2 protein-coding genes are annotated in these 18,534 nt (G+C 75.4%); both read right to left on the bottom strand.

What is annotated here, in order from left to right; all coding sequences use genetic code 11:
* Position 1: 1 nt before the first annotated feature.
* Complete coding sequence (locus tag HDC93_RS34400; protein WP_185014743.1) at positions 2-5,878, bottom strand: non-ribosomal peptide synthetase; 5,877 nt, start codon at positions 5,876-5,878, stop codon at positions 2-4.
* A complete protein-coding gene (locus HDC93_RS34395; protein ID WP_185014742.1) occupies positions 5,868-18,533 on the bottom strand; it encodes a non-ribosomal peptide synthetase in 12,666 nt (4,221 codons plus the stop codon). The genes HDC93_RS34400 and HDC93_RS34395 overlap by 11 nt, the downstream gene beginning before the upstream one ends.
* Position 18,534: the final 1 nt, after the last annotated feature.

Genomic DNA, 18,534 nt, shown 5'->3' with positions numbered 1-18,534 from the left:
GTCAGTCCCTTTCTCCGCGTGTGCCGGCTGCGGCGGGGCCGGAGCCCCGGTCCGCCCCGCCGGAATCGAGCAGCCCGCTCAGCTCCGCGGCCAGCACGGCCACGTGCGGTGCGCGCAGACAACTCTCGTGCCCTCCGGGCACGCGGCGCACGTGCAGGCCGCCCACCGCGAGCTCCCGCCAGCGATTGAGGTAGGGGTCGGTGCCCCCACCCGGGTGCGCGCGCCCGGACGCGAGGTCGTCGGACAGCAGCAGGTCCAGCCGGCCAGGCCAGGCCGGGAAGACGTGGTCCAGCTGCATCTCCAGCAGGACCCGCCAGGACCTCAGCCGCTGGGCCCAGGCATCGCCGATGCCGCCCTCGGTGTCCTGTTCGCTCCAGGTGTCCCCGTCGTCGACCACGCTGCGGACGAGGTCCACGAGTTCGGCCCGCCGCTGACCGGCGCCCGGCGCGTACGGTCGCTCCCGCAGCGCCCGGAACAGGTCCTCGGCACGCCGCAGCCGGGCCACCGCGTCCCGCAACGGCCCCTGGTCCGCGCCCTTGTCGTCGCAGACGGGGTCCAGGAGCAGCAGCCGGACGTCCTCCCCCGCCGCGGCGAGCGTGCGCGCCATCTCCCAGGCGATGCCGCTGGACCCGGAGTAGCCCAGGATGTGGTACGGGCCGTCGGGACGGGCGGCGCGCAGTCGGCCGAGGTAGGCGGTGGCCACGCCCCGCACGGTGGGCTCCGGTGTGGGGCCGCCGTGCAGGCCGGGCCACTCCAGTGCGGCCAGGGGCCGCCGGCCGGCGTAGTGGTCGGCCAGCTCCCGGTACCAGTGGGCGCTGCCGCCGCTGGGGTGGACGCAGAACAACGGCGGCAGGTCCCCGCCGCGCCCGAACCACTGCAAGGTCCGCTCGGGGCGGGCCGGCCGGTTCGCGGACACGGCGGCGGCCAGGGAGCGTACGGTGCGGTGCCGCTGGAAGTCGCGGAAGGACAGGTCGATGCCGTGTCCGTGGCGCAGGCGCACGATGATGCGCACGGTCAGCAGCGAGTGGCCGCCGAGCGTGAAGAAGTCGTCGTCCGGGCCCACCCGGTCCACGCCGAGCGCCTCGGCCCAGACCTCGGCGATGGCCCGCTCGACGGCGCCGTCCGGCGCGTCGGCGGGTGCCGCGGGCGCTGCGGCGGGGTTCTCCCGAGGGCGTTCCCCCGCGTGCCGTGCGGGGGCGGGCCGCCCCTCGGGCAGCAGTTCGGTCAGTTCCCGCTCCGACAGCAGCGGCACGCGGGCGTCGCCGTCGGCGTCGGCGGCCATCCGCTCCATCGCGGTGCGGTACATCCGGGCCAGCAGTTCGGTGTACCGGCGTCCGATCCGCCGGGACTGCCCGGCCAGCAGCAGCCCGTCGCTGCGCGTGGCGACCTCCAGCGGGAACTCGTTGGGGCTGATGTCCGTACTGCCGTCGGTGTCCACGCGGGTGCGGTCCAGGACATGGAAGTCGAGGTAGTTGAAGTCGACTTCCAGCAGGCGGCGGCCGCCGCCGAACTCCCGCTGGAGCTCCGGCAGCGGGTATCTGCGGTGCGGCCACAGCGCCAGCTCCTCCTCGAACACCCCGCGGACCAGTTCCCGCCAGGTGGCCGCCTGGGTCGGGGCGACGAAGGGCAGGGGGTTGAGGAACATCCCGGCCACCCGGTCGCCGCCCGCGACCTCGGTACGGCCGTTGCACACCAGCCCCATGTAGTACGGCTCCTCACCCGCGACCGTGCGCCAGACGGCCAGGTGGGCGGAGAGCAGCACGCTCTTCAGCGAGGCGCCGGCCCGGTCGGCCAGGGCACGCAGCCCGGGTTCCAGGTCCCGGAAGGGCACCACGACGGAGTACGTGGCGGGGCCGTCCGGATCGGCCCACGCCCCGGGCAGGGCGACCCGGTGGGCCCCGGCCAGCCGGCCGGCCCAGAAGGCCCGGTCCTCACCGTCCGCCAAGGAGCGCTGCTCCTGGGCGATGAAGTCGGCGTACCGCACCTCGGTGGAGCGGCGCTGCGGCGGCCGCTCACCGGCGCGGTGGGCGCGGTAGCGGTCGAGCAGCTCGGTCACGAGGGAGTTGTGGCTCCAGCCGTCCAGGATGGTGTGACACTCCGTCAGCGACAGGTACCACTCGTCGTCGGTGCGCCGGTGGGCGTGGAAGCGGATCCGCGGCGCGGTCCCGAGGTCGAAGACCCGCTCGCGTTCGCCGTCCCTGAACCGGCCCAGCAGCGCCTGGCGTTGGACGTCCGGCAGGGCGCGCAGGTCGTGGCAGCCGACCTCCGGCTCCGCCTCGGCGTGCACCAGTTGCAGCGGTTCCCGGTAGCCCGCCGGGTCGAAGGACGTGCGCAGCACCTCGTGCCCGGCGACCACGTCACGGACCGCGGCTCTCAGCGCCAGGGCGTCGAACGGCCCGTCGTCGCGGATGAGGTAGCTGGTCACGTTGTGGTAGGGCCGGTGCTCGGGGTCCGCGAACATCTCGTGCAGCATCCCGCTCTGCACCCGGGACATCGGGTACGCGTCCACCAGCCCGTCCGGCAGCTTCGCCCGGTCCTCGGCGCCGATCAGCTCGAAGGGCCGCGTGCCGGCCCGTTCCGCGCCGTCCGGTCCCGAGCCGCCCGCAGCGCTGCCCACGAGCTCCGCGACCGTCTGGTGGCGGAAGACGTCCTGGACGGAGCACTCGAAGCCCTGGGCCCGCAGCATGCCCACCAGCCGTACGGCCCGGATGGAGTCGCCGCCGAGCGCGAAGAACCCGTCGTAGACGCCGACCTGGTCCAGGCCCAGGACCCGCTGCCACACGCGTGCGACGGCCTGCTCGGTGGGGGTGCGCGGTGCGACGGGTCCCGCGGCCCGCACCTGCCGGCCCCGGTCGGGGGCGGGCAGGGCACGCCGGTCCACCTTGCCGTTGGGGGTCAGCGGCAGCCGGGGCAGCACCATCACCAGGGACGGCACCATGTAGCCGGGCAGGGCCTGCGCCGCGTGCGCGCGGATGTCCGACGGGGTGACCTCGGCGCCCTCCTTGGGGACGGCGTAGCAGACGAGTTCGCGTTCGCCGCCGTCCGGTCCGTGGGCGACGGCGACGACCGAGTCCAGCCGCGGGTGCGCGGCCAGACAGGCCTCGACCTCGCCGAGCTCGATGCGGAAGCCCCGGATCTTGACCTGGTCGTCGCGGCGCCCGACGAAGGCCAGTTCTCCGTCGGGCAGGACCCGGGCGAGGTCGCCCGAGCGGTACAGCCGCGCCCCCGGCGCGCCGAACGGGTCGGGCACGAAACGCCCGGCGGTCAGCCGGGGCCGGCCGAGGTAGCCCCGGGCGACGCCGGGCCCGCCCACGTGGATCTCGCCGACGACACCGACGGGTACCGGCCGCATTCGGTCGTCCAGCACGTACAGCCGCAGATCGCACAACGGGCGGCCGATCGGGCTGCGGTCGCCGCCCAGGTCCGCCCGGGACAGCGGGCACAAGCTCGCGTGGACGGTGGTCTCGGTGATGCCGTACATGTTGACGATGCGGGGCGCCTCGTCCCCGAAGCGGTCCCACCACGGCCGCAGCATCTCGATGTCGAGCGCCTCGCCGGCCAGGACGACCCACCGCAGGCGGAGCCGGTCCAGCGGCCCCTCGCCGCGCTCGGCCAGCTCCACGAGGGAGCGGAACGCCGACGGCGTCTGGTTGAGCACGGTGACGCCCTCGGCGGCCAGCAGGTCCATCAGGTCCCACGGGGAGCGGGTGACGTCATAGGGGACGACGACCAGCCGGCCGCCGTGGCAGAAGGCGCCCCAGATCTCCCACACCGAGACGTCGAACCCGTAGCTGTGGAACAGCGGCCACACGTCGTCGGGGCCGAACAGGTAGTCGCCCTGGGCCGAGTTGAGCAGCCGGACCACATGGGCGTGGTGGATCTGGACTCCCTTGGGGCGGCCCGTGGAGCCGGACGTGTAGATGACGTAGGCCAGGTCGTCCGGGTCGGCCGCCACGGCCGGTGCGTGCGCGGGCAGCCGGGTGAGGCGGGCGGCCTCCTCCGGGTCGTCGAGCAGCAGCACCTCCTCGACGATGCCCGCTCCGGTGTCCGTTCCGTCGTCGGCCTGCCCGGTGAGGGTGAGCAGGACGGTGGCGCCCGCGTCCTGAAGGATGTACGCGATGCGCTCGGCGGGCTGGTCCGGGTCCAGCGGGAGGTAGGCCGCACCCGCCTTGAGCACGCCGAGCACCGCGACGATCATCTCGATCCCGCGCGGCATGCGGATCGCGACCAGCCGGTCGCGCCCGGCACCGAGCCCGCGCAGCCGGTGCGCCAGCCGGTTGGCCCGGGCGTCGAGTTCGGCGTACGACAGGTGTTCGTCGCCGAAGGTCAGGGCGGTGGCGTGCGGGTGTCGCGCCGCCTGCTCGGCGAAACGCTCGTGCAGACAGGGGCCGTGGGCCACCGTGCGGGCCGGGCCGCCGGTGAGCAGGGCTCGCTCGGCGTCCCCGAGCAGGGGCAGCCGGCTGACCCGGGTCGCGGGGTCGGCGGCCACCGCCTTCAGCAGCCGGACGTAGTGGCAGGCCATGCGCTCGGCCGTCCCGGGGTCGAACAGGGCGGTGGCGACGGTCGCCTCGCCGCCGATCGAGCCGTCCTGACGTTCCTCCAGCGTCCAGCTGAGGTCGAACTTGGCCCGGTCGGACAGCACCGGCACGGGTTCGCCGGTGATCTCGCCGGCCCGGAAACGGGCCGGGTCGTTGTTCTGCACGACGAAGTTGACGTTGACCAGCGGATGGATGGAGGTGTCCCGGCCGGGGGCGAGCGCGTCGACGACGGCGTCGAAGGGGACGTCCTGGTGGTCGAAGGCGTCCAGCGCCGTGTCCCGGACGCGGTCGAGCAGCTCCGTGAAGGTGGGGTCGCCGCTCAGGTCGACGCGCAGTGCCAGGAGGTTGATGAGGGCGCCGAGCAGTGAGTGGGTCTGGGGATGCGTGCGCCCGGCGATGGGGGTGCCGACGGCGAAGTCGTCCTGCCCGGTGTACCGGCCGAGCAGGGCGCAGAACCCAGCGAGCAGGACCATGAACGGCGTGGCCCGCTGTTCCCGGGCGAGCGCGGCGAGCCGCGCGGCGGTGGGCGCCGGGATGTCGAAGGGCACGGTCCGCGCCTCGGCGGCCCACACGGCGGGCCGGGCCCGGTCGAGGGGCAGCCTGAGGACGGGCAGGTCGCGCAGCCGTTCCCGCCAGTGGGTGAGACCGTGCTCGAGGCGCTCCCCGGTGAAGTGGCCGCGCTGCCAGGCGGCGAAGTCGGCGTACTGGAGGGAGGGCGGCGGCAGGGTCTTCCCGGCGCACAGCGCGGCCAGTTCGTCGACGAGCAGGGCGCACGACCATCCGTCCACGGCGATGTGATGCAGGACGATCACCAGCAGGTGTTCGGTGTCGGCGAGCCGGACGAGCCGGGCCCGCAGCACCGGGCCGGTGGCGAGGTCGAAGGGCCGGGTGGTCTCTGCCGTCAGCAGGGCGTCCACCGCGTCCTGGGGCCTGCCGCGCAGGTCGTCACGGGCGAGCGGTACCTCGCCGGGCGGGTCGACGAGCTGCACGGGCCCGCCGTCCTCATCCGTGCCGTACCGCGTGCGCAGGATCTCGTGGCGGCCCACCAGGGCGGTCAGGCCCGCCTGGATGTCGAGCGCGGACACGTCGCCGCGCAGCCGCAGCACCACCGGCACCAGGTAGTCGGTGCCTCCTGGGCGCAGCCGGTCCATCAGCCACAGCCGCCGCTGGGCGAAGGAGAGCGGCGGCGCTCCGTCACGCGGCACGGTGGGGATGTGCGGCCGGGCCGCGGCCGGGCGGGACCCGCGCTCGCGCAGCCGGTCCCGCAGCAGCCCGGCACCTGCCGTGCGCCGCGGACTCGTTGCCCTGGAGCCCAGCGGGCTCGCTCCCTCAGAACTCATCGGTCCTCCCGTCGGAGAGGCGGTCTCCGGTGGCCGTGGGGCCGTCGTCGAGGCGCGCGGCGAGTTCTTCCAGCGCTGCGGCCTGGGCACCGACGGACGTGGCGTCGAACAGCACCCGGAGCGGAATGGTCATGTCGAACAGGTCCTCGAGGCGGGTGAGGAGGCGGGTCAGCGCCAGCGAGTGGCCGCCCAGCTCGAAGAAGCCGGTCTCCCGGGAGGGCGGAGCCACCCCCAGCACCTCGGTCCACACCTCGGCGATGGCCTCCTCCACCTCACCGGTGAAGTCGGCGGCGGCAGCGGCGCCCTCGAGGACCGCCTCCGTCGTGGGGGCGGGCAGGCGACGCCGGTCCACCTTCTTGTTGCTGTTCAGCGGGAGCTCGTCGAGCGTCATCCACACGGCCGGAACCATGTAGTCGGGGACCCGGTCCCGCAGGTGCTCGCGCAGGGCGGCCGGCTGCACGGTGGCCCCGGCGCGCGGCACCACGTAGCACACCAGCTGCTTCTCGCCCCGCTCGGACTCGTGCGCCGTGACGGCCGCTGCCCGCACCCGCGGGTGGGTGGCGACGGCGGCCTCGATCTCACCGAGTTCGATGCGGAAGCCCCGCAGCTTGACCTGGGCGTCGATCCGGCCGACGAACTCGATGGCGCCGTCGGCCCGGTACCGGGCGTAGTCGCCGGTGCGGTACATGCGCGACCCGGGCGGGCCGAAGGGATCGGGCACGAAACGGTCCGCGGTCAGCCCCGGCCGGCGCAGGTAGCCCCGGCTCACGCGGGGCCCGGCCACGCACAGTTCGCCCGTCACCCCGACCGGGGCGAGGTCGCCGCCCTCGTCCAGCACGTACGTCCGCGTGCCGGGCACCGGCCGGCCGATCGGCACCGGACGGTCCGGCGGGGCCTCCCGCAGCTCGTCCGGGGAGACCGGGTGGGTCATGCAGACGATCGTGGTCTCGGTCGGCCCGTAGGCGCACACGAACCGTCCCGGCAGGCCGGCCTCGTACCACCGCTGCGCGTCACGGTAGGTGACGATCTCACCGCCCACGAAGACGGCGCGCAGTGCGTCCAGGCGTCGGTCGCCCGGGCCCACGTGGTCCATCACCTCGCGGAAGTAGGCGGGGGTGAACAGGACCTGGCGGACCTGTGCGGCCGCGAAGCGGTCGGGCACCTCGGCCGGGGGCCAGAACCGTACGTCGCTGATCAGCACCGTGCCGCCGGTGATCAGCGGCACGCCCATCTGCTCCATGGCGAGGTCGAAGGTGGGTGCCGACAACAGCACGCCCCGGTCGCCCGCCGCCAGGCCGTTCACGGGGCCGGCGACCCGGCAGTGGTGCAGGTACGCGCCGTGCGGGACCATCACGGCCTTGGGCCGGCCGGTGGAGCCCGAGGTGTAGATCATGTACGCGAGCCGGTCCGGATCGGTCGGCGGCAGCGGCCGCTCCTGGCCGGGTCCGGCGCCGGGCGCGTCGTCGCGCGGGGCGACGGTGAGGACCGCCGCCCGGCCCGCGTCGAGACCGGGCACCAGGCGTGGCTCGGTGACTACCGCCGACGGGCGCAGGTCGGCGAGCATGGCCGCGCGGCGAACGGCCGGCTGGTCGGCGCCGAGGGGGACGTAGACGCCGCCGGAGCGCAGCACGCCGAGCATGGCGACCACGGTGTCCGGGGAGCGGTCGAGGCAGACCGCGACCGGATCCTCCGGTCGCACACCCGCGGCGACCAGACGCACCGCCAGGGCGGCCGAGCGCCGTTCCAGCTCGGCGTAGCTCAGCGTCGCGCCGTCCGCGGCCAGCACCGCGGGGGCGTCGGGCGTGCGGGCCGCCTGGGCGGCGAACGCCTCGGGCAGCCCCCCCGCGAAGGCGGGGACCGGCGCCCCGGTGCTCAGTTCCAGCAGCCGCTCCCGCTGCCCCGGCTCCAGCAGGGCGAGCCCGCCGACCCGCTGCCGCGGTTGCCGGGCCGCCGCTCGCGCCAGGGTGACGAAGTGCCCGGCGAGCCGTTGGGCGCGGTCCGCGGAGAACAGGGCGGTGTCGTACTCGAGTTCCAGGTCGTACCCGCCGTCCGGGCGGGCGGTGAGGAACGCGGTCAGGCCGAACTTGGCCCGGGTCGCGGCGAGCCGGATCCGCTCGGTGCGCAGACCGGGCAGCACGGGCGCCGCCGGCGGTGTCTCCGTGACCTCGAGCATCACGTCGATCAGCGGGGCGCGGCCGGCCTCCCGCTCGGGGGCGAGCTCCTCCACCAGACGGTCGAAAGGGACCTCGCCGTGTTCCAGGGCGTCCAGGACGTCGTCCCTGACCCGTCCGAGGAGGGTCGTCCACTCCGGGTCGTCGGAAAGGTCCACCCGGGCCGCCACGGTGTTGACGAAGAAGCCGACCAGTCCCTCCAGTTCGGGCCGTACCCGCCCGCTGACCGGGACGCCGACGGCGATGTCGGTGCCGGCGCCGAAGCGGTGCAGGAGGGTGGCGAGCACCCCGAGGAAGGTCACGTACGCGGTCGCGCCGTGCTCGCGGCTGTGGGCGAGCAGCGGCCGGACGACCTCGGCGGGCAGCGTCGCGACGGCCCGGGCTCCGGCCCCGTCGCGCGCCGTGGCACGCGGCAGGTCGGCGGGCAGGTCGAGCGGGCGCAGCCCCGCCAGCCGGTCCCTCCAGTGGCGCAGGCCGTGTTCGGCCTGCGGGTCGGCGAGCCGGGCGCGCTGCCAGGCGGCGTAGTCGCGGTACTGCAGACCCGGCGGGTCGAGCGCGGCGGGGCGGCCGGTGACGCGTGCGGCGTACAGCTCGGACAGCTCGCGGCCGACGATGTCCTCGGACACCTCGTCGGTGACGATGTGATGCAGGGCCAGCACGAAGACGTGCTCGTCCGGCCCGAGCCGCAGCAGCCGGGGCGCGACCGGCGGTGCGGCCGTCAGGTCGAAGGGACGCACGGCATGCCGGCGGACCGTCTCCAGCAGCCACGCGGCGCGGCCCGGGCCGTGCGCGTCCGGGGCGCCGGTCACCTCGGTGACGGGCAGGACGACCGGCCGTGGCGGTTCCACCCGCTGCTCCGGGACCCCGTCGGGGCCGGCCGGGTAGCGGGTGCGCAGGATCTCGTGCCGGGCGAACAGCTCCTCCAGCGCACCCTCCAGGGCCGCCCGGTCGAGCCGTCCCGTCAGCCGCAGCGCCCAGGTGACGAGATAGGCGGCCGGGTCGACCCGGTCGAGCAGCCAGAGCCGCCACTGGCCGGAGGACAGCGGCTGCGGACGGTCCCGTTCGGCCGGGCCGAGCGGGCGGACAGCTCCGTCGTCCCTCGTGTCCGGCCCGGTCAGCTGCCGGGCCAGGGCGGCCGCGGTGCGGTGCTCGAAGACGGCACGGACCGGGACCGGGGCGTCGAACAGGGAGCGCAGCCTGCCGGCGAGCCGCATCGCCAGCAGCGAGTGGCCGCCGATCCGGAAGAAGTCCTCGTCCCTGCCCACGGCCTCCCGGCCGAGGACGTCGGCCATGACGTCGGCGACCAGCCGCTCGGCGCGGGTGCGCGGTGCGGCCGCGGCTCCGGCGGCGGGTCGTGGGGCGGCGGGGGCGGCCGGCAGCGCCCCGCGGTCGATCTTGCCGCTCGCGGTGAGGGGCAACGTGCCGACGCCGACGAACAGCGACGGCACATGGGTCTCGGGCAGCCGGTCGAGCAGGAAGTCACGCAGCTCGGCACCGTCGTCGTGCCCGGGAGCCGCCGTCCGGTACTGCACGAACGCGACCAGCTGCGGACGGCCGTCGGGCCCGGGCCGCGCGGCCACGGCCGCCGCCGCGACGGCGGGATGCCGGGCCAGTACGGCCTCGACCTCGCCGGGCTCGACCCGGACACCGCGGATCTTCAGCTGGTGGTCGACGCGGCCGAGGAACTCCAGCACGCCGTCCGCCCTGCGCCGTACGAGATCGCCCGTGCGGTAGGTGCGCGACCCGGGCGGGCCGTACGGATCCGGCAGGAAGCTCGCCGCCGTCAGCGCGGGCCGTCCCACGTAACCGCGGGCCAATCCCTCACCGGAGAGGTACAGCTCCCCCGGCACCCCGATGGGGGCCGGTGCTCCGTCCGGGGTGCGGACCAGGGCGCGGCAGTTGTCCAGTGGCAGCCCGATCGGCACGGTGCCCTCCGGTTGCCGGCCGTCCGGGTACGGCGTCACCGTCCAGAACGTGGCGTCGATCGAACTTTCCGTCGGGCCATAGGTGTTGACCAGCGTGGCCGTGGGCACGCGGGCGTGCAGCCGGGCCGCCAGCGCCTCGGGCAGCGCCTCTCCGGCGGAGAACAGCAGGCGCAGCGCTCCGCACCGGTCCAGGCCCGGCTCGTCCGCGAGCACCCGGTAGAAGGACGGCACGCCCTGGAGCACGGTGACGTCGTGCCGGACCATCGCACGGACCAGCTCGGCCGGGTCGCGCTCGGCGCCGGGTGGAGCGAGGACGACGGTGCCGCCCGAGACCAGCGGGGCGAGGAACTCCCACACCGAGGCGTCGAAGGTCGGCGTGGTCTTCTGCAGGAAGCGGTCACGCGGTCCCAGCCCGAACTGCTCCACCGCCCACAGGACCCGGTTGCGGATGCCGCGGTGCGGTACGCCGACGCCCTTGGGCCGTCCGGTGGAGCCGGAGGTGTAGACGATGTACGCCAGCGCGTCCGGGTCGGTGGTGACCGGGGCGCGGTCGCCGGGCAGCGCGTCGCTCGCGGCGCGCTCCGCCGCAAGGTCCAGGACCCGGCGGCCGCCCTCAGCGAGGGCCGCGTCGCGGGTGCCGTCGGCGTCGGTCAGGACCAGCGTGGCGTCCGCGTCGGCGAGCATGGCGCGGACGCGTTCGCTGGGCCCGCCCCGGGGGTCGAGCGGGAGGTACACCGCTCCGGCGCGCAGCACGCCCAGGATCGCCACGACGAGGTCGGTGCGGCGGGGCAGCCGGACGCCGACCGGCTCTCCGGGGCGTACGCCGAGGGCGCACAACCGGTGTGCGAGCTGGTTGGCCCGCAGGTCCAGCTCCCGGTAGCTGAGGACGTCCTCGCCCGCCACCACGGCCGGTGCCGAGGGGGTTCGGGCGGCCTGCCGGGCGCACAGCTCCGGCAGGCCCTGGGCCGGGCGCTCGGCCGGCGGTCCGGAGCCGTCCCGCAGCGCCGCGGCGTGGTCCGCCGCGGTCAGCGTCTCCAGGTGCCCGATCCGGGTGTGCGGCGCGGCACCCGCCTGGTCCAGGATCCGCCGGTAGTGCCGGGCGAGCCGCCGTACGGTCGTGGCGTCGAACAGTCCGCTCGCGTACTCGATCGTGCCGTCCAGGGCACCGTCCGGTCGCCGGGACAGCTCCAGGGTGAGGTCGAACTTGGCCGTGCGTACGGGGACCGGTTCCCGGGTCGTTCGGACGCCGGGCAGCTCGTGGCCGCGGGTGCCGGGCTCGCGGAAGGCGAACAGCAGCTGGAACAGCGGATGACGCGACGGGTCGCGCTCCGGTGCCAGTTCCCGGACCACCTCCTCGAAGGGCAGCTCCGCGTGGGTGAAGGCGTCCTGCGCCGCGTCCCGGACCGTGCGCAGGAGACCGTCGAAGGACGGGTCGCCCGCCGCGTCGACCCGCAGCACCAGCGTGTTGACGAAGCAGCCCACGGCGTCGTCGAGCGCACTGTGGTCCCGCCCCGCGACGGGCACGCCCACCGCCAGGTCGGTGCGCCGGGTGTAGCGGGCCAGCAGGGCGTAGTAGCCGGTCAGGCAGGCCATGAAGAGGGTCGCCCCGTCCCGGCGGGCCAGCTCCTCGATCCGGGCGGCCGTGGCGGCCGGGACGGTGAAGCGGTGCACCGCCCCGCGCGGGTCGCGCTGGGCGGGGCGGGGCCGGTCGGTGGGGAGTTCGGTGGGCGGCAGGTCCGCCAGCCGGGCCCGCCAGTAGGCCAGGTGGGCGTCGCGCGGCGGGCCGTCCAGCCGGGCGCGCTGCCAGGCGGCGAAGTCGGCGTACTGGGCCTTCGGCGGGGGCAGGGTCTCGCCCTGGTAGGCGGCGGCGAGGTCGGCCGTCAGGACGTCGTTGGACCAGGCGTCCACGGCGATGTGATGGGCGACCAGGACCAGGACGTGCTCGGCGGGGCCGGCGGTGTCCGACGGCTCCTCGGGGACGACCCGCAGCAGCCGGGCGCGCAGCATGAGGGCCGCGTCCAGGGGCAGGGGCTCGGCGAGTTCCGCCTCCAGGGCACTGAGCACCCCGGACTCGGTGACGTCGCCGACCGGCAACGGCACCGGTGAGGGAGCGCCTATGACCTGGACCGGCTCGCCCGCGTCGTCGGTGACGTAGCGGGTGCGCAGCACCTCGTGACGGGCGACCACCTCGTTCAGCGCGCGCTGGAGCCGGTCGTGGTCGAGCGGGCCGCGCAGCCGCAGGGCGGTCATCACGAGGTAGTCCACGCCGCCGGGGTTCATCTGCTCGTGGAACCACAGACGTTGCTGTGCGAAGGAGAGCGGCAGGGCACCGTCCCGGGGCACCGGCACGAGGGGCGCGGGCGCGCCGGCCGGCGCCGGTACGGCCGGTACGGGGACGCCTTGAGGGAGGGCGGAGGCGGCGTCGGTGCCGAACACCTCGCTGAACCGTGCCATGGTCCGGGCGGCCAGCAGCCGGGCGAGTTCCGCCACGGTCTGTGCGGTGAACACGTCGCGGACCGACACCGGTACGGCGAACCGCTCGGTGAGCCTGGTCGCGACCCGGGTGGCGTCCAGGGACTGGCCGCCGAGCTCGAAAAAGGGGTCGCGCGTTCCGACCCGGTTCACCCCGAGCACCTCGGTCCACACCTCGGCGATGGCCCGCTCGGCCGGCGTGCCCGGCGCGACGTACTCCCGGCCGGAGGTCCGCAGCGGCCGGGGCCGGGGCAGGGCACGCCGGTCGAGCTTGCCGTTGGCCAGCAGGGGCAGCGCGTCGAGCACGCTCCACAGCGTCGGCACCAGATGCCCCGGCAGCCGGGCGGCGAGATGGTTCCGCAGTTCGGCGAGTTCCGGCTCACCCAGTTGCCCGGCCCGCGGGACGACGTGCGCCGCCAGCCGGGGGCCGGCCGGGTCGGAGCGGTCGGCGACCACCGCGGCGGCCCGTACGGCGGGGTGACCGGCGAGCACGCTCTCGGCCTCGCCGGGTTCCACCCGGTAGCCGTTGATCTTCAGCTGCTGGTCGCGCCGGCCGAGGAAGACGAGGGTGCCGTCGGGCTGCCGGCGTGCCAGGTCCCCGGTCCGGTACAGCCGCGCGCCGGGCCGGTCCGCGTACGGGTCGGGCACGAAGCGGTCCGCCGTCAGCCGGGGATCGCCGGTGTACCCCCGGGCGACGCCGGCGCCGCCCACGTGGATCTCGCCGGGCGCCCCCATCGGCACCGGCCGCAGCGCGTCGTCCAGCAGCAGGACCGTGACACCCGGCAGGGGACGGCCGATGGGTACGGGCCCGGGTTCGAGCCGGCCGGCCCGGACGGTGTGGGTGCAGCAGGCCACGGTGACCTCGCTCGGACCGTAGCTGTTGACGACGAGCGTGTCCGGTGCGTGACGGGTCCAGGTGGCCACCTGCTCGCCGCGCAGCTCCTCCCCGCCGATCACGAGGCAGTCGGCGGCTCGCGCCGCGGTGTCCGGCTCGACGGTCTGTTCCAGCAGCCGCAGGTGTGTCGGGGTCAGCTTCAGCACCCCGTACGGCCCTTCGGCGAGGGCGTCGGCGAGGTGCTGCACGCCGGCGTTCTCCTGAGCCGTCAGGCGCAGCGGGGCCCCGGCGGCCAGCGTCGGGTAGAAGCCGGTCAGGGCCAGGTCGTGGGCCAGGGAGGTGTGCAGCACCGAGCCCGCCGCCGCCCGCCGCGAGCCGAAGGGCAGTGTGTCGCGGGCCCAGCGGGTGTAGTTGACCAGGCCACCGTGGGTCACCTCGACGCCCTTGGGCTGTCCGGTCGACCCCGAGGTGTGGACGACGTAGGCCAGATCGTCGGCGGTGAGCGGGATGTCCGGTGCGGTCACCGGGCACGCACGGGTCAGCGTCGTCTCGGCCGGGTCGTCCACGTCGAGCCGGCGCACGCCGGCCGGGGACTGCGCCGCCCCGGCGGTGATCAGCAGTACGGCGCCGGAGTCGGCCACCGTCCACGCGGCCCGCCGCAGGGGATGGTCCGGGTCGAGGGGGACGTACGCGGCACCCGCCTTCAGCACCGCGAGCAGCGCGATCACCAGGTCGGTGCCACGGGGCAGCCGGACCGCGACCCGGTCGCCCCTGCGGACGCCGAGGGCGCGCAGCCGGTGGGCCAACTGGTTCGCCTGCCGGTCGAGTTCCGGGTACGTCAGGGTCCGTGCGCCGTCGATGACGGCCACGCCCGACCGGTGTGCCGCGATCAGCTCGTGCACGGTGTGCGGACCGTCCGCGCGGCTGGGCACCGGGTGTGCGCGGGCGGCGGCCAGTTCGGGCTCGTCGAGGAGGGGCAGCCGGGCCACCGGGGTGTCCGGCGCGGCGACGGCCGAGTGCAGCAGCTGGACGTACTGGTCGGCGAGTCCTCGAACGGTGACCTCGTCGAAGAGGGCGGTCGCGTAGGTGACCGAACCGTCCAGGGCGCCGTCCGGCCTGCGGGTCACGTGCCACGACAGGTCGGTCTTGGCCCCGGCGGCCCGGGGCAGCCGCCCGATGCCCAGCTCGGGTGTGTCGTGGAACGTGAAGAGCACACCCACAAGCGGGGTGCGGGACGGGTCGCGCTGCGGCGCCAGCTCCTCCACCAGCAGGTCGAAGGGCAGGTCGGCATGGCGGCGGGCGGCGGTGACACCGTCCCTGGTGCGTAGCAGCAGGTCGCGGAAGCCCGCCGTGGGCGGGGCCGTGACCCGGAGCATCACGGTGTTGACGAAGACCCCGGCCAGGTGCTCGGTCTCGGACCGGTCCCGCCCGGAGAAGGGCACACCCACGGCGAGGTCGTCACGGCCGGTGCAGCGGCCGAGCAGCGCGAAGAACCCGGCGAGCAGGGTCATGAAGGGGGTGGAGCCGTTCTGCTCGCCCAGCTCCCGCAGCCGTGCGGTGAGTTCCTCAGGGAGGTGGAAGCGCACCGTCGCACCGCGCGTGTCGCGCACGGCGGGGCGGGGCCGGTCCGTCAGCACCTCGGTGCGTTCGAGTCCGGCCAGCCGGTCCCGCCAGAACCGCAGGGCACGTTCCCGCTCGGCACCGTCCGTCCGGGCGCGCTGCCAGTGCGCGTAGTCGACGTAGCACACCGGCAGCGGCGGCAGCTCGTACCCCTGGTACAGGCTCACCAGGTCGGCTGCCAGGATGTCGTTCGTCCGGTCGTCGGTGGCGATGTGGTGCAGGACGAGGACGACCGTGTGCGTGCCGTCGTCGTCGCGTACCAGCCGCAGGCGGACCGGCGGGGCCGCGGACAGGTCGAAGGGACGGGTCAGTTCGGCCGCGAGGACCTCGCGCGGATCGCCGTGTTCCGCTTCGGGCCGGACCGGCCGGGGCGGCTCGACGATCTGTTGCGGCGGGCCGTCGTCCGTGGCCGTGTAACGGGTGCGCAGCACCTCGTGCCGCTCGAAGAGCTGGTCGAGGGCCGTGTGGAGGCGCTCCGGGTCGAACGGCCCCGGCAGGCGGACCGCGAGCGGCTCCAGGTAGGAGACGTCCTCCGGGTCGAGCTGCTGGAGGAACCACAGCCGCTGCTGGGCGAAGGAGACCGGAACCGGTCCGCCGCGCTCCCGTGCGGCCGGCGGCAGGCCGGTGTCGGTGTCGGTGTGCAGGGCGAGCCGGCGCGCGAGTTCCGCGACGGTGCGGGCCTCGAACAGCGCGGCCAGGGGCAGGGACCGCCCGGTCCAGGCGCGCAGCCGGTTGACGGCCTGGACGGCGAGTACGGAGTCGCCGCCCCGGCGGAAGAAGTCGTCGTCTGCAGCGAGCCCGGCGCACTCCAGCACCTCGGCGAACGCCTTGGCGACCAGCCGTTCCTCCTCGGTGGCCGGTCCCCGTCCGCCTGCCTCCTCGGCCTGCCCCGCCTGGGGCACGGGCAGCGCGGCCACGTCGAGCTTGCCGTTGGGCGTGGTCGGGAACGCGTCCAGCACGACGAACCGGGCGGGCACCATCACACTCGGCAGGACCCGGGCGCAGTGGGCCCGCAGGGCCGCCTGCGACGGCGGGCCGTCCGGGTGCGCCGGCGTCAGGTACGCCACGAGTCGCGGGGCGCCGTCCGGGCCGGGAACGGCGCGGACCACGGCGGCACGTACGCCCGGGTTGTCGGCGAGTACGGCCTCGGCCTCACCCGGCTCGATCCGCACACCGCGGATCTTGACCTGGTCGTCGGCCCGGCCCAGGATCTCGATCCGGCCGTCGGGACGGCGCCGGGCCAGGTCTCCGGTGCGGTACATCCGGGCACCGGGGGTCCCGGCGTAGGGGTCGGGTACGAAGCGGTCGGCGGTCAGGGCGGTGCGGCCCACATAGCCGACGGCGACGCCCGCGCCGCCGATGTGCAGTTCGCCGACGCTGTCGAGCGGCACGGGTTCGAGCCGGTCGTCGAGCACGTACAAGGTGGTGTCGGCGACGGCACGGAAGTCGCTCACCTCGCCGCCGCGCAGCCGCGCGACCGAGGACCAGACCGTCGTCTCGGTCGGGCCGTACAGGTCCCACAGCTCCGCTCCCGCCGCGCACAGCCTGCGGGCCAGTTCCGCGGGCAGCCGCTCCCCGCCGCTGAGCGCGACGAAGCCGGGGGGCGGTGTCCAGCCCGAGTCGAGCAGCAGCCGCCAGGTCGTCGGGGTCGCCTGCATCACCCGGGCACGGACCCGGGCGAGCAGCGCCGCCAGCCGCTCGGGGTCCTGGGTCTCGGAGCGTTCCGCGAGCGCGATCCGGCAGCCGGTCAGCAGGGGGAGGAAGAGTTCCAGCGCGGCGATGTCGAAGGCCACCGTGGTGACGGCGGGGAAGACGGTGCCGGGCCGCAGACCGGGGCGCTCGCGCATCGACCACAGGAAGGTGACCAGCGAGCGGTGCGTCACCATGACGCCCTTGGGGCGGCCGGTGGAACCGGAGGTGTAGATGACGTAGGCGGGGTCGTCCAGGGAGACCGGCGCGGTGTCCGGCACCGTGTCCCGCGGTGCCGCGGGGGCGGTGTCGACGTCCACGATCCGCAGCCCCTGTCCGCCGACCAGGTCCGGACGGGAGGCACCGCTGGTGACGAGGATCCGCACGCCCGCGTCGGCCAGCACCTGGGAGAGCCGTTCGCGCGGATGCTCGGGGTCGAGCGGCAGGTAGGCGGCTCCCGCGCGGTGCACACCGATCAGGGCGGCCGGCAGGTCCGTGCCGCGCGGCAGCAGGACGCCGACGAGTTCCCCACGGCGTACGCCCGCGTCGCGCAGCAGTTCCGCCAGGGCGGCGCTCCTGGCCGCCAGTTGACGGTACGTCAGCTCTCGTCGGCCGCACTCGACGGCGAGCGCGTCCGGGGTGGCGCGGGCCCGCTCCAGGACGAGGTCGGCCATCGGCCGCTCCGGCAGCGGTTGCGCCGGAGGGACCGGCAGGGGCAGCGCCACCCGGCGTTCGGCCGGCGGCAGCAGGTCGCACCGGCCCAGGGGCTGGTCGGGCAGGGCGGCGCACAGGGTCGCCAGCCGGTCCGCGAGCCGGGCGGCCGCCTCCGCGGTGAACAGCGCGGAGGCGTACACCAGTTCGCCACACAATCCACCGTCCGGGTCGCGCAGCACGCGCGCGACCAGGTCGTGCCGGGTGGCCCGGTCGGGCACGGGCAGCCACTCGGCCGTCAGCGTCCCGAAGACGGGACGCGGCCGGTCGACCACCTCCACCAGCACCGTGTACAGCGGGTTGCGGGAGGTGTCGGCCGACGGGCCCGGCTCGCGTGCCAGGTCCTCCGCGTCCAGGCCCGCCGCCCGGTCCACGGCGTCCGCCGCGAGCTGGACGGCGGTGGAGAAGCTCAGCTGCGCAGTGAGCGCGAGGGACAGCGGCCGGACCACTACGTGCTCCCGGAACCCGAGCACGCCGCGCCACCGCCCACTGTGCCGTGCGAGCACCGTGTGGACGGCCGCGGCCAGCGCCGCCCCCGGCCGCTCGTCGCCGAACCGCGCGGGCAGGGCGAAGGGGACGACAACGCCGGCAGGCTGCCAGACGGCCGGACGGGAACGGTCGACGGGGGCTTCCAGCGCGGCGTCGGCCACGGGCGGCGCGCCGGCCGGCAAAACCGCTGTGGGCGCGGCCTGCGTGTCGCCACCGGGCACCGGGGAACCCGCCGGTCCCGTCCGGCTCCCTGTCCCGCCGCCCGCGAACTCCTCGTACCGCCGGCCCAGTTCGCAGGCCAGGCCGGTCAGGGACGCGAGGTCCCCGCCCGCCTGGTGCACCACCAGCAACAGGACGTGGTCGTCCGGGGCGAGGGTGGCCAGGGCCGCGGCGAAGGTGTGCCGGGAGGCGGGCGCGGCGAGGCTGTCCAGGAGGCGTTCGCACACCTGCTCGGGCGTGGCGCCGGGGGCCGCCTCCTCAAGACGCAGCGGTGTGCCGGGCCCGGCCGCGACGACCTGGGGGCTGCCGTCCTCGTCGAGGCAGCGCACCACCAACTCGGGGTGCCGGCCGAGGAGTTCCGACACGGCGGCGGACAGGGCCGGCAAATCCACGGCCCCGCGCAGACGGACCGCCTGGGCCGTGAAGTAACCCTGCTCCGGAGCCAGCTGCTCCAGGAACCACAGGCGCTGCTGGAGCGGTCCGGGCGCGGCGGCGGCCGTGCTCGGCGGATGGGGGCGGTTCATC

Source organism: Streptomyces sp. AK010 (assembly GCF_014207295.1).
Lineage (GTDB): Bacteria > Actinomycetota > Actinomycetes > Streptomycetales > Streptomycetaceae > Streptomyces > Streptomyces massasporeus.
This window is presented reverse-complemented; position numbering and strand designations above follow the sequence as displayed.

Bases quoted from the DNA above. Each gene is read 5' to 3' on its own strand.
- HDC93_RS34395 (WP_185014742.1), bottom strand. From the start codon at position 18,533: ATGAACCGCCCCCATCCGCCGAGCACGGCCGCCGCCGCGCCCGGACCG.
- HDC93_RS34400 (WP_185014743.1), bottom strand. From the start codon at position 5,878: ATGAGTTCTGAGGGAGCGAGCCCGCTGGGCTCCAGGGCAACGAGTCCG.